This window comes from Stenotrophomonas sp. CCNWLW162, from assembly GCF_037203745.1.
In the GTDB taxonomy this organism is placed as follows: Bacteria; Pseudomonadota; Gammaproteobacteria; order Xanthomonadales; family Xanthomonadaceae; genus Stenotrophomonas; species Stenotrophomonas maltophilia_AQ.
The window spans coordinates 541725-554948 of record NZ_JBBCBL010000001.1; the positions used below are offsets into that span (position 1 = coordinate 541725).

Genomic DNA, 13224 nt, shown 5'->3' on the forward strand with positions numbered 1-13224 from the left:
GCTGACTCTCACAAAACAAGGAGAGTCGACGTGATCGTTGTTGGTCAGGAGTTCGATCCGTGAGTCTGAGACTTCGAGTTGTGATGCTAACCGGCCTCGCCCTACTTCTGCTGTGGGCAGGCGCGGCAACCTGGATGCTCAGTGGCATCCAGACAAAGCTGGAACACACCCTCGATGGTCGACTGGCGATGTCGGCAAGGATGGTAGCAGGGCTGGTTTCTCGCACATCTTTGGACATCCCCGCCTCAGCAGTCCAGTTCGATCATGCGTTGAAGAGCGCCGCGCATGAAGGCATTGCTTGTGAGGTCCGCACCATGCAAGGAGAGGTTCTGTCTCGCCGTGGCGAGCCGCCAACGAACTCGGCCGCGCGCCTTCCCACTGGATTCTCCACGAAAGTCGTTGCAGGCACCGAGTGGAGGATCTACGTGCTCCGAGACGATGCGTATCAGGTCACCACAGCCGATCGAATCGATGAACGGTCGGACTTGACTGATCGGATGCTGATTGCCGCTGGTCTGCCGTTCCTGATCGCGGTTATCGGTGGACTTGGTGTGTTGTGGATCGGCATCAGCCGTGGCTTGGCACCACTGACCAGGCTATCCCAGGAGCTGACATCACGAGACGCCGACAGTGTCGTCCCGGTCGACGCTGCGCATTACCCAACCGAACTTGAGCCGATGCTGCAATCCCTGAACGCGTTGGTGGCACGCCTGGTGAAGACGGTAAACAACCAGCGGGCATTCACAGACGCCGCCGCTCATGAGCTACGCACACCGCTAACGATCATCGACACACACCTACAGGTGGCTCGCCAGTCAACAGGCGATGCGGTCGCCCCCGCATTGGACAATGCCCAACATGGCGTGCGGCGCCTGCGGCACACCTTGGACCAAATGCTCGCGTTGGTGCGTGCCGACAGTCCTGACATGCTCGAACAATCGTCTGTCTCGCTTGCCGATGTCTTGGCCGACAGCGTGCTTGCTGTAGCGCCGCAGCAGAGATCGCGGATCGAGCTGGGCGATCACGGCGAGGACATCACCGTTGCCATGCCCCGGCCCTTGCTGCAAACCGCCGTCAAGAACCTGCTCGACAACGCGCTTCGCTACTCGCCGGTCGATACCAAGGTGGCTCTTCGAATGTCCTGGGATAAGGATCGCCGCCGCTGCCTGCTCTCAGTGTTAGACCGCGGCCAGGGGCTGAGTGCCGACCAAGCGGAACAGATTGGTCGGCGTTTCTGGCGTGGCGATCACGAAAGGGCGGGCGCCGAAGGCTCGGGTCTAGGAATCTCCATCGTTCGCACGATCGTCGAGCGCTTCGGTGGGCGGTTGGAGTTCGTTGCCCGCGACGGCGGCGGCCTAGAGGTGTTGCTGGACCTGCCCGCGCACGCGCCGACCTTGCCGCCGTGAACTCCCCCATCGGGCTATCCGCCCGCCCCGGATTCCCCTCCGTTGTCAGCGTGGCCCCAAGATGTCCACAAGATCTTCGCCTTGCGGCATCCCGTTGATCTTCTTCAAGCTGCCATCGGGCAGCTTCACGACTACCCCTGGCGTGCCACGGAACCCCTGGGCAAACATCAGCAACTGATGTTCGTCCAACTTGGTTTTGATCCCAGCTGGAACCGCAGCGACGGGCTTGATCCCGCCGCGATCATAGTTTTGCTCGTTCTCCAGGAGCGCCGCCGACGGATCGCCTGCCCCCATGATGGCCGCAGCCTTCCCTGGGCTATCGGCCTTGATCATGCCAACCATGATGTGCCGAAGCTGCACTTTGCCGGCGGACACCCAAGGCCGGGCCGCCTCCCAGAACCTATGGCAGTAAGGGCAGTTGGCATCGCTGAAGGTGTAGATGATCCGGGGCGCATCTGCCTTCCCGTCCAGCACCCATGCCGACTTGCCCAGCTCCGCCCATGCCTTCTCCCCCATGGGACGGGCAACTAGCGCTTGCAACGTCTCCTCGTCAGCCGGCTGTCCCTGCGGCGTGAGTCGGGTGCCCACAATCGCAGAGCCGTCGGCGGTTACATAGACGCCGATTGGGCGATCACCAGCCGACCCAGCGAACGCCCGAAGCCCAGGGCCTGCATCGAAACTGTCGACGATATTGATACCCTGGCCTTCGAGGGTAGACAGCACCTCAGGACGACCAGCTCCAGCGTGCTTGGCCTCACGATTGATGCCTTGCGTGGGCGCATTAGAGCCTGATCCCGCTGGCGCCGCCTGCGAGCACCCGCTGAGCAGGCCGAGTCCGAGTGCCACGGCGGCTAGGCTGAAAAACTGAGATGGCTTCATTTGGATTCCTTGGAGGTGGTAGTTGAACGGGAATGCGAAGGGAAATAGCGCTGTAGCTTTCCCTCCAGGCCAGCACGGGTCATCTCTCCCAGGTGGATGTCCAGCAAGCGGCCGTCGTGGTCGAACATGGCCGTGGTGGGCAACGCCCGCGTATTCAACGCCTGCATCGTGGAGGAGCTGGAATCCAGCAGCACATGCGGGAAATGCAGGCCGCTGTTGCGCAGAAATGCTTCTGCATCCGCCGCAGATTCGCCTTGGTTGACCATCAGGAAGGTCACTTCGGGATGGCGGGCCTGCGCTGCGTGGAACGCCGGCATTTCGCGCCGGCAAGGCGGGCACCATGTGGCCCATAGGTTGACCACCACCGGGGCACCCGCGTGATCGCGCAGCGACACCGGCTGTCCGGAAACATCGACGAGGGTCAGCTCTGGTAGCGGCGGCGCTGAACGCAGCAGCAGCCCGTGAACGCCTGAGAGCATCAGCCATACGCAGAGCGCGGCAGTTACTCCCGCTCCCGCTGCAATTCCGGTGGAGCGCGCGCGTCTTGCGCGCCACGCAATGAAAGCGATCGCCATGGGCGCGCCTACCCACCACACGAATCCGCCATCGCCGACGGTCAGCATGCTCCATGGCGCCGCCGCGTACTCGTCCCACCAGCGAACGATGTAGGCCAGTCGTGCCGACAGTGCACCGACCAAAAAGGCATCGAAGAACAGCGACGTTGCGGCACGCGGCGGCGCCGACGCCGGCGAGCGCCCGAGCCGTCGCGCCACCCACCATCCCGCGAGAATGCCCGCCACCGCCAGCAGGATCTTCATCGATACAGGACCGAGTCCGTTCACGGCACGCCCGCCGCATCCAGGCGGCCGAGGAAGCCGGCCGCCGAGATCTCCCCGACCACGCGCTGCGCGCGTCGCTCTTGACCATCCGGATCAATCAGGATGAGTGTCGGCGGCCCCATCACGCCCCACCGCTTCAGTAGCGCCTGGTCGGAAGCATCGTTGCGGGTCACATCCGGCCGCACGATCTGCATCGACGACAAGCGCGTGCCTACGACGGGGTCGCCGAAGACGTTGCGCTCGATCACGTGGCAGCTCACGCACCAATCGGCGTAGAAGTCGATCAGGGTCCACTGTCCTTGCCTACCGGCGGCCGCGATGTGTGCCTCCACGTCCTGCACCGTCTTGGCCAGTTTGTACTCCAGGCGACTGCCGGCGACTACAGCCCCGCTCCGGTCGCCGGCAAGGTGCTCCAATGGCTGTAGCACCGATGTGCCACCCGAGGCACCACCGGCCACCAGCACGACCGCCCACACGCCCACACAGGCGGCGACCGACCTCACGAGCCAGGCGAGCCGCGGGCGTTGCGTCGTCGCGCCCCAGGCGACCAGCCCCACGGTCACGGCGACCGCCAACAGACCCCACAGAATCAGCGCACTCCACGCAGGAAGGAAGCGCGAAAGCATGCTGATCGCCATCCCCAGCATCAGGTAACCAAACGCTATCCGGACGCGCTCCATCCAAGGCCCAGGCGTTGGCAGAATGCGGGCGCCGAACGCGGCGATCAGCACCAGCGGCAGTCCCATGCCCACGCCAAGCGCGAACAACGCAAGCCCACCGTGGAAGGCGCTGCCAGTCTGGCCAATGTAGAGCAGCGCACCGGCAAGTGGCGCGGTCATGCATGGCCCCACCAGTAGCGCCGACAGCAGTCCGAGGACCGCAGCACCGGGCACGCTGCCTCCGGGCCGCTGCCCCGCCCGGTCAAGGCGACGAGTCAGCCATGCCGGGAGCTGAAGTTCGAATGCACCGAACAACGACGCGGCAAGCACCGCAAACAGCAGCGCGAAGGCGCCCAGCAACAACGGCGATTGCAGCGTTGCCTGTAGGTTTGACCCGGCAAGACCCGCAGCGACCCCCAGTGCTGCATATGTTGCGGCCATTGCCAGGACGTAGGCACTGGACAGCAGCGCGGCGCGACGTGGCGTGGCCTGCACGCCGACCACGATGGTCGAGACGATGGGAATCATGGGCAGCGTGCACGGCGTAAACGCCAGCAACAGTCCAAGCCCGAAGAACAACGCCGCAGCCGATACTGGCCCCAGCGACGCAAGGCGCGAGGCAGTCCGTTGGTCCTCGGCAGCACCGTCATGGTCCTGCACAGTTGTTGTGAGCAATCTATCCGCTGCGGCATCAACGGGGACCGGGGTGCCATCGGCCGCTGGCAAGCTCGGGGCCGTCTGATCCGGCGAACCTTGGGCAACTGCTGCGGGCGTTGTGACAGTGGGTGCGGCCGGTTCCATGCGCTTGCCTGCCGGCGGTGCAGTGGATCGTTCTGAAACGGCCTCATCCACCGAAGCAGTTGGCATCTGCGCAGTCGTGGGCACCTCAAGCGCCACTGTCTGCGGCGGGTAGCAGATGCCCTGGTCCGCACAGCCCTGCCAATGCAAGGTCGCCGGCCCGGATGCGGCGCCGGTCAACTCAATGTGCAGATCGCCCGCTGTGTAAACCTCGGTCTCGCCGAAGAACTCGTCCTGCTTGGTCACGCCCTTCGGCAACCGCAGGGTCTGCTCCCGCCCAGCGCTGTCGATCAGTTTCAAGGAGGGGCGGTAGACGTAATACCCTTCCGCGACCCGGGCGAGGGTTCTGATGCCGGCCACTCCATCGGTCGTTGCCGGCTGCACCCGAAAGACTGACTCCGCAGGCAGGAAGTCCGCCTGTTGCTGGCCAGGTTGCCAACTCAGGCCAGGGGCGCCCATGGCGGCGATGCTCGCAGACGCGAGCACAATCACTACGACGATGGTTCGGAACAACAGCATGCGCTTCCAAGAGTCTTCTTCAACGCCCGAGATTGCCACCAGCCACTTAAGCCAGAATTAAGTGCGATTCGCCCCAGATACCGATCGCTACGAGAGCGCATTTGGGCATACTGACGGCGGTCTATTCCATACAGGTGCCGCGTGAGGGTGTTGCTGGTCGAAGATGACGTGCTGATTGCCAACGGAATTTGCAGTGGGCTGAGAGTCTTCGGCATTGAAGTGACGCACGCGGTCACTGCGTCAGATGCTGAAGCCATCTACGTTGATGACTCCTTTGCTGCGGTGGTGTTGGATCTGGGACTTCCGGATGCCGAAGGGTTGGATCTGATCAGTGTCTTTAGATCGGTGGAGACGCACCTGCCGGTGCTGATCCTGTCTGCGCGTGATGCCATCGAGTCCCGTGTTTCTGGGCTACAGGGCGGTGCCGACGATTACCTCGTCAAGCCCTTCGACTTGCGGGAGCTCGCTGCGCGCCTTTATGCACTTGTCAGACGCACGCAAGGTCGCACCTCGCAGACTGTCGCTGCTGGGCCCCTCAAACTGGAGCCCGCAAGCGGCTTGGCGTGGCTGGACGGCAACCCGGTCACTCTGTCGCGGAGGGAAATTGACCTGCTCACCGAGCTAGCTAGTGCGGACGGGAGGTGGATCTCTCCCGAAGCATTGGTTGAGAAACTCTTCGGTTTGGCAACCGAGTCCGGCACAAACACCCTCAATGTTCATATTCACAATGTGCGCCGAAAGCTGGGAAGCGAAGCCATCAGCACAGCCAGGGGAATGGGATACCGGCTTGGGTGGGCGCTGGACAGCGATCCTCGCTAATCATGTGTAACCACCACGCAGGGGGCCGTGTAGCGATCTGCTTGCCCCCAACTTTGACGGCCATTTATGGTCCAACCTACGCGCCTGGCAAGCAGTCCAAGCAACTTTCCGGCGGCGGCGGTGGGATGACCAGCTTGCGCTGTATTTGACGCAAAGCCGTCCGAACACCTTCCTCGACAACCGGGTGATAGAACGGGCTGTCGATCATCTGCTGGACGGTATCTCGCCGCTGAACGCTCCACGACAGCAGATGGCCAATGTGTTCGGCCGATGGGCCGACCATCTCCGCACCCAAGAAGGTTCCTGTGGCGCTGTCGGCGTAGACACGGATCACTCCGTGGTTCTCCAGCATGACCCGGCTGCGCCCCTGATCAGCGAACGATGCCTCTCCAACCTCAAAGGCCGCGCCACTCTCGGTCAACTGCCGGAAGGTGGCGCCCGCCATCGCGATCTGGGGGTTGGAAAACACGATCCCCAGAGGCGCCCTGCGCGGGCGTGGGCGCACGTTTGGATAGCGGCCCGCGTTGTCGCCTGCGATGCGGCCATCGTCTGCGGCCTCATGAAGGATATCGGCCATCCCATTGGCATCCCCGGCAACGAAGATGTGCGGGCAGGTGCTCTGACCGGTAGCACGGTCGACGATGGGCAGCCCGTAGCTGTCCAAACCGATACCGGCTTTGTCCAAGCCGGTTCCGAGCATGTTGGGCTTACGACCTGTCGCGGCAATCAAGAAGTCGAACGTCTCGGTGCTGCGAACACCCTCAGAATTCTCGGAGACCACTAATACGCGACCATCCTCCGTGAGCGAGGGTGTGACCTTTGCGCCCAGGCTCACAGGAACTTCTTCAGAGAAGATGCGCGTGGCCTCCGCCGCAACCACTGGGTCGCTCAGCGGTCCGATGAAGCGACTGCGACCGTAAAGGCGAACCGTCACTCCAAGGCGATGCAGGGCCTGTGCCAACTCAAGGCCGATGACCCCGCTGCCAACAACGGCCACTGAGCTGGGCAGATCAGTCCACTCAAAAACGTCATCGTTCACAAGAAGCCTGTCGCCCAGCGCCTCACGCCATCCCTCCGGAACGAAGGGGCTGGACCCTGTCGCTACAACGATGCGATCAGCTTCGACGATGGTAGATGATCCGACCAGAAGCTCATGAGCGGAGAGGAACGTCGCCTTGCCGCGCAGCCGGTGTTCCTCCGGCCACGCTTCTACCGACTCCACAACGAAGCCGACGAAGCGATCGCGCTCGCGGCGCACCCGAGCCATTACTTCCCGTCCGTCGACCTTGATTGCTCCAGGCATGACGCCAAAGCTCGGCGCCAACGTCAGCGTATGAGCAGCATCTGCGGCACTGATGAGCAGCTTGCTTGGCATGCAGCCAACCCTGGCACAGGTGGTGCCATAGACGCCACCTTCAATCACCACAAGGCTGTCGGTATGCGCTTTGGCCGCGCGGTAGGCCGTCATGCCAGCACTGCCGGCGCCAATGATTGCAACATCAACCTTGATACGAGTCATCTGATACCTCTTTTCGCCAGTGCATTGCAGTGGATTGCAGCCCGATCGGCGGAGAATGAATCGACCTCAACTTGTGAACGGCCGATTCAAACATTTGGGAGTATTCGGTTGTCGACTATTGGCGTGCGCTATCGAGTCGCTTCTGAGCCCACTGCGCGATACGCGGTGCGGACAACGAGCCCAGGAGCCGGCCTACTTCTTGACCTTGCTCGTCATACATCAGGAGCATCGGCACAGCAGCGACCTTCAACGAGTCCAACAGCTGCGGATCCGTCGCTGCATTCACCTTGAGGAACCGGGCCTTTGTGCCCATTGCCTCGGCGGCGGTAGCGAAAGCAGGCTCCATCGTCTTGCAGGGAGGACACCATGGTGCCCCTATGTAGAGCAGAAGAGGATCGGCTGTGGAGCGCGCAATGCGGTTGAATCCCATGGCGTTCACTTCTTCCACCTTCCCAACCCATGAAGGCACGGACGTGTTCATCGCTTCACCTTCTTTGCTACGCGGGCGCCCCATAGAGGACGCCCGCTTGGTTGTGGCTTACTCGCCCTTTACGAACGGAGCGATCTGCTCGTGCAAAGCCTGCTTAGGCATCGCGCCGACGATCTCCTTGGCGACCTTGCCATCCACGAACACTTTCAAGGTAGGGATGGACCGCACCCCAAATCGCTGAGCCAACTCCGGGTTCTGATCGATATCGACCTTGACCACCTGGAGCTTGCCTTCAAGCTCATCGGATATCTCTTCCAAGAAAGGCGCGATGGCTCGGCAAGGTGGGCACCACGGGGCCCAGAAGTCCACCAGCACCGGCGTCTTGCTTTCAAGGACGTCGGACTCGAAGTCGAAAGTCGTTGTGCTACGGGTTGCCATGTCACACCTCATCTGTGGCCCGCACGTGCGGGGTGGTTGATCAGACGACTGCTGCGTCGGCGCGAGCGCCATCGTAGGTCGGATAGTCGGTGTAGCCCTTTGCCCCGATCACGCCGTAGAAGGTCGACGGATCAGGCTTTGCCAGCGGCCAGCCGTTCTTCATCCGCTCCACCAGGTCGGGGTTGGAGATAAAGTTGGTGCCGAACGCAATCAGGTCGAGCTCGCCCTTGGCCAGTTCCGCCTCGGCCAGCTCCTGGGTGAACCCGCCTGCACCGATCAGCGTGCCCTGGTAAGCTTTCCGGAACGCGGCGCCAAAGCCGGCAGGCGTGCCCGCTGCCGAGATCGTGGTCTGGTAGTTCAGATGCACGAACGCCAGGGTCCGCTCGTTCAGCGCCGAGGCCATGCTTGCCCACGCTTCAGCCTCGCCTTCGAAGGCCTCCATATCGTAGATGCGACCAAACGGGGACACGCGAACACCTACCTTGTCGCCGCCAATTTCAGCCGCGACCGCGTCGATGGTTTCCAGCAGCAGACGCTGACGGTTCTCGATCGACCCACCATACTGGTCGGTGCGGGTATTGAGCTTGCTGCTCAGGAACTGGTCAAACAGGAACGCGTTGGCGGCCATCAGTTCGACGCCATCGAAGCCCGCATCCATCGCACGACGCGCAGACGAGGCGAAGTCCTGAATGACACGCTTGACCTCATCGGTGGTCAGGGCGCGCGGCTTGCTCGGCAACACTGGGCCTTCCTTGCCGGGCTCGACCCACGCATAGACCATCGTGGTGGTCGCCGGCACGTCGCCCGACGACACCGGCGCGACGTTGCCCGGCTGCAGCGAGACGTGCGACAGCCGACCGACGTGCCAGAGCTGGGCAAAAATCTTGCCGCCGTTGGCATGCACCGCATCGGTGACTTTACGCCAGCCTTCGGTCTGTTCGTCGGTGTAGAGACCTGGGGTATACAGGTAACCACGGCCCTCGTCGGAAACCGGAAGGCCCTCCGTGATGATCAGACCGGCCGAGGCGCGTTGGCCGTAGTAGAGCGCCGTCAGCTCGCTCGGGATGTTCTCCGGCGTGCGGGTCCGGGTCATCGGGGCCATGACGACGCGGTTTGCCAGCGGCAAGCCGGAAAGGTCGTAGGTAGTGAACAGCTTGCTCATGATGGTCTCTCTTTATTGAATACGCAGTGCGAAGGGGCTGCTGCTACAGGTGCTGTGAATGGAGACAGGGCTCAGCCCTCGACGACTTCCAGCTTCGGAACCATGCGGATTGCCTTGGAGAAGTTGGCGTAGTTCACCGAGGTTTTAGTCACGGTTTTGTGCAGCTCTTCCACTTGCTCACGCGATCCATCGGTGTGCAGCCGAACCACGTAGCTCACCTCGTCGTAGCCAGGATTGACGCTCTCATCCAGGCCCAGCACGCCGCGCAGATCGAGCTCGCCATCGGTTTCGATTTCCAAGCTGTGGATCGTGATGCCCATGGCAGCAGCATTGACCGCATAGCCCACCGACAAGCACGCATTGAGGGCGGCCATGAGCAGTTCCTGCGGATTCGGCGCCGTGTTCTGACCCAGGAACTCCAGCGGTTCATCCGCGGCAATCTCGAAGTGGCGCTTGTACTCTTCACCGCGGATCGAATACCGGCTCACGGTCGCAACGCTGCGGGTCTGGTTCTCCCACTTCGTCTTCACGTTGAAACGGGCACTACGCTTTGCAGGCTCAGTGGTTGCGGCGACTTCTTGTGCGACAGCCTGAAGAGCAGAGACGTCAATGCCGTTGAGGTTGGTGGTCATTTGAATGGTCCTTTCAAGAATGCGCCCTTGGCGCGTTGGAGTGCATCGGAAGGGCATCGAGCCACTTCCTTAGATTTATCGATATCTCGTTGCGTGTCCGGAAGGCTCAATGGCAGCCGTCGATGCCGCAGCTTTCGCCTTCGCCGGCGACACTCATTGGCGCTGGCATCTCACGGGCTGCTTCAAGGATGGCGCGTTCGAACACATCCACTTCTCGAGCACCGGAGACAAACACCTTGTTGTTGAACAAGAACAACGGAACGCCATTGGCGATCTGGTTTGCATCCATTTCATCGCGTCCGATCTCAGCGGCGATGCGCTCAGAGTCGAACTCGAACAAGGTGTCCGTCACGCCGACCTCTTTGGCAAGCGATGCCAGGACGTCCTGGTCAAAGATGTCGATGCCATCGGTGGTCGCTGCTTTGTAGATGCGCTCGCTCAGCAGCTGGGACACCACCGGGGAGCGGATACTCTTGACCAGCGCATGCGCAACCGTCGTATCACCGAAACGCATGGTGTCGAAGTTGTAGACCAAGCCTTCCAGGATGCCATTCGTGCTGACGGCCGCCATCATCCGATCTGCGCCCGCCGGACCGCCCAGCTTCTGATACAACGCGGTCTTGTAGTCCATCGGCTTGACACCTCGCGCAAGGCGATAGGCCTTGTGAGTCACCTCAACCTGGACCTGTCCTGCCAGCGCATCCACCGCCTTTTCAAAGCGCTTTTTTGCAATCCAACACCACGGGCAGACGTAGTCCGACCAGATGTCCACCTTGACCGTTTTCATGAAGCTCTCCGTAGATCAAAACAGCTTCGCCATACCATTCAGTTGGTAGGTTTCGCATTTAGAAGAATACCGTGCGAGCCCTCATTGCTTGAGGGGGCACCGCGATAAGATCAGGCGTTTTCGACGATCAGCCGGATAACGCCGGGCTTCAACGTGTCGGCGTCTTTGGTGGCCCAGTTGATGAAGCTGGATCCCTCCAAGACACTGAGAAGCAGAAACGCCTTCTGCCTGGCCCCACTGCCTTTGGGGATTTGCTTGAGCTTGATGCCTTGCTCAAGCATCCGGGTAAGCCAGGTCAACTGCATCTCAAAGAACCGCTGCGTCAACTGCTGCATACTCGGCGGCAAGGCGGACATTTCTGCCGCCAACGCCCCGCATAGGGGGAGCAAGCGGCCTTCGTCACCAGATTTGAAGATCTGGAAGAACGCCTCAAGGCGGGCAACCACATCGCTGTGCTGAACCTCAACACGATCGAACTCGGTGCGGACACGTTCAATGTAGTCCTCCACGATTGCCCCGCCCAAGTCTTCCTTGGTCGGGAAATGGTGGTGGATGCTTGCCTTGCGAATGCCCACCACCTCGGCCAGGTCCGCGTAACTGAAAGCGCTGTAGCCGCGGGTTCGCATCAAGTTTTCAGCGGTCTGAACCAAGGCGTCGCGTGTGCCAACAGGCATGTCAATTCCTCAACTCTTCGATAAAGCAACTCTACCTACCACATGGTAGATAGTCAACGCCCAACGACCCACCTCTTTTGGTCGTTGGGCCCCGGTTTAGGCGCCAAGCTCTCCATACGCTTCGAGGGCGCGGGAAGAGTAGACGTAAGCAGCGCCGGCGTTGAGCGATATGGCGGTGCCCAACGCAGCGGCAATCTCTTCCTTGGTCGCACCGGCCTTCTTGGCCGCGCCGGCGTGTGCGGCGATGCAGCCATCGCACCGGGTGGTCACGGCCACCGCCAGCGAGATCAGCTCATGCGTCTTGGCGTCCAGCACGTTGCCCTCACGGGTGGCCAGTTCCAGCTTATGGAAGGCGCTGGCCACAGGAGCATTGGCCTTGTTGAAGCTGCTGACCCGCTTGATGAGCGACTTCAGCTCTTCGGTCCATTTCTTTTCCATTTCGATCACCTCTTTGTTTTGGATTAGTTGCCGAGCTTGCGTGCAGCCATGACGCCGCCGTCCACGTCCCAGACCGCACCGGTGACCCAAGAGGCCTTGTCGGACAGCAGGAAGATGACGGTTTCCGCGACATCGCGCGGCGTGCCATTTCGGCCGAGCGGATGGAAGTTCTTGAAGCCATCCAACGCGCCCGCAAGCTGCTCGCCAGGAATAAACCGCTCAAAAATCTTGGTCTCCACCATGCCGGGGCTGACTGCGTTCACGCGAATGCCGTGCTCCGCCAGTTCCGCAGCGACATGCCTGGTCATGGCATCCAAGCCCATCTTGGCCATCGAGTAGGCGGGCGCCTTCACCGTTTCGATGGCCTGGCGGGCCGCAACAGCGGTGACGTTGACGATCGAACCCGGCTTCTTCTGCGCGACCAGCGAAGCGGCCACCTGCTGGGTGATGAAGAACAGCGAGCGATTCAGGTCGAGGAAGTTGTTGTAGTCCTCAATCGAGTGCTCCAAGAATGCCTTCGGATAGAAGATGCCTGCCGTGTTGACGAGGAGGTCAATGTCGCTGTGTTCCGCCGCCAGCTTTGCAAGCAACGTCTGCACGCTTTCCGGGTTCGAGAGATCTGCGGCGAAAGCAGCTGCCTTGCCCTCCCCCGCTACGGCCGCCAACTGCTGGCGCGCAACCTCTGCCTTTTCCGGGCGATTGCCGACCACAACGACCGCGCCGCCCTGCTCGGCCACCATTTGGGCGACCTCCAGGCCGATCCCACTGCTGCCACCCACGACCAACAACTTGCGACCGTCGAACTGTTTGATGTCCATCTGATTGGCCCTTATGCCTACCTAGTGGTTGGTAGGCTATGCCGATGATCGATGGGTGTCAAGAAAGACTCGCGGCCTTTTCATTCAGCTTGTTCAGGTCTAGCCCTGAACCACCTAGGGAGCCCTGGGCTGACCTTGGTCAGCCATAGCAGGTCGATAAATAGTGGAGCGCCGCAAAAGGACGTCAGAGAGTCCCGATCTCGGAAATGGTTACCTGTGCTTCTACAAGGACAGCGACCAGCATCCGTCCCCCGGCAACGGTCCGCCCCACGCTTTTGTTGAGGTAGGCCGCCTGCAGCCGGCCGGCCTCCAATACGGCGTCAAGTTCGAAGCTGCCCGGACGCCCGCGCAATGGTTCCCCGGGTAACGCCAGGCCACCTTCCAGCGGCTGCAGCCGTGTCGGAGCA

At 61.6% G+C, this 13224-nt stretch carries 14 protein-coding genes; 2 read left to right on the top strand and 12 right to left on the bottom strand.

The features are described 5' to 3' along the window. The first annotated feature begins 59 nt into the window (after window positions 1–59). Complete coding sequence (locus tag V9K93_RS02575; RefSeq protein ID WP_337302028.1) at window positions 60–1406, top strand: ATP-binding protein; 1347 nt, start codon at window positions 60–62, stop codon at window positions 1404–1406. A 45-nt stretch (window positions 1407–1451) separates the two neighbouring features. On the opposite strand, the gene dsbG is transcribed toward V9K93_RS02575, so the two are convergent. From dsbG to dsbD, 3 genes are read right to left on the bottom strand one after another with little or no spacing between them, the layout of a single operon-like run. After that, on the bottom strand, window positions 1452–2285 hold the full coding sequence (gene dsbG, locus V9K93_RS02580; protein ID WP_337302029.1) for a thiol:disulfide interchange protein DsbG: 834 nt from the start codon (window positions 2283–2285) through the stop codon (window positions 1452–1454). Then, entirely contained in the window at window positions 2282–3103 is an 822-nt protein-coding gene (locus V9K93_RS02585; RefSeq protein WP_265953192.1) for a TlpA disulfide reductase family protein, read from the bottom strand. The genes dsbG and V9K93_RS02585 overlap by 4 nt, the downstream gene beginning before the upstream one ends. Window positions 3104–3123: 20 nt before the next feature. Next, the gene (dsbD, locus tag V9K93_RS02590; protein WP_337302030.1) at window positions 3124–5100 is read right to left on the bottom strand and encodes a protein-disulfide reductase DsbD; all 1977 of its coding nucleotides are present in this window, start codon (window positions 5098–5100) and stop codon (window positions 3124–3126) included. 147 nt (window positions 5101–5247) lie between these two features. Here dsbD and V9K93_RS02595 point away from each other — a divergent pair, with 147 nt between their 5' ends. Further along, the gene (locus tag V9K93_RS02595) at window positions 5248–5919 is read left to right on the top strand and encodes a response regulator (RefSeq protein ID WP_337302031.1); all 672 of its coding nucleotides are present in this window, start codon (window positions 5248–5250) and stop codon (window positions 5917–5919) included. A gap of 76 nt (window positions 5920–5995) precedes the next feature. Here the strand turns inward: V9K93_RS02595 and V9K93_RS02600 are convergent, their stop codons facing one another. The 9 genes from V9K93_RS02600 to V9K93_RS02640 form a co-directional block, all read right to left on the bottom strand. Then, window positions 5996–7438 (bottom strand): dihydrolipoyl dehydrogenase, encoded by a 1443-nt coding sequence (locus tag V9K93_RS02600; protein WP_337302032.1) that lies wholly within the window; start codon window positions 7436–7438, stop codon window positions 5996–5998. A gap of 115 nt (window positions 7439–7553) precedes the next feature. After that, window positions 7554–7919, bottom strand: a complete 366-nt coding sequence (locus V9K93_RS02605) for a thioredoxin family protein (RefSeq protein ID WP_080356154.1) — start codon at window positions 7917–7919, stop codon at window positions 7554–7556. Between the two features lie 57 nt (window positions 7920–7976). Continuing rightward, a complete protein-coding gene (gene trxA / locus V9K93_RS02610) occupies window positions 7977–8306 on the bottom strand; it encodes a thioredoxin (protein ID WP_049450043.1) in 330 nt (109 codons plus the stop codon). A gap of 40 nt (window positions 8307–8346) precedes the next feature. Then, window positions 8347–9468 carry an alkene reductase gene (locus V9K93_RS02615; protein WP_049450041.1) on the bottom strand — a complete coding sequence of 374 codons (1122 nt, stop codon included), beginning with the start codon at window positions 9466–9468 and terminating at the stop codon, window positions 8347–8349. A 71-nt stretch (window positions 9469–9539) separates the two neighbouring features. Beyond that, the gene (locus V9K93_RS02620) at window positions 9540–10100 is read right to left on the bottom strand and encodes an OsmC family protein (RefSeq protein WP_049450039.1); all 561 of its coding nucleotides are present in this window, start codon (window positions 10098–10100) and stop codon (window positions 9540–9542) included. A 106-nt stretch (window positions 10101–10206) separates the two neighbouring features. Further along, window positions 10207–10887 carry a DsbA family oxidoreductase gene (locus tag V9K93_RS02625; protein ID WP_088100497.1) on the bottom strand — a complete coding sequence of 227 codons (681 nt, stop codon included), beginning with the start codon at window positions 10885–10887 and terminating at the stop codon, window positions 10207–10209. 110 nt (window positions 10888–10997) lie between these two features. Continuing rightward, entirely contained in the window at window positions 10998–11561 is a 564-nt protein-coding gene (locus tag V9K93_RS02630) for a TetR/AcrR family transcriptional regulator (RefSeq protein ID WP_337302033.1), read from the bottom strand. Window positions 11562–11657: 96 nt separating this feature from the next. Next, window positions 11658–11999 (bottom strand): carboxymuconolactone decarboxylase family protein, encoded by a 342-nt coding sequence (locus tag V9K93_RS02635; RefSeq protein WP_049450033.1) that lies wholly within the window; start codon window positions 11997–11999, stop codon window positions 11658–11660. Between the two features lie 23 nt (window positions 12000–12022). Next, window positions 12023–12817, bottom strand: coding sequence for an SDR family NAD(P)-dependent oxidoreductase (locus V9K93_RS02640; RefSeq protein ID WP_088100498.1), 795 nt, complete (start codon window positions 12815–12817; stop codon window positions 12023–12025). Window positions 12818–13224: the final 407 nt, after the last annotated feature.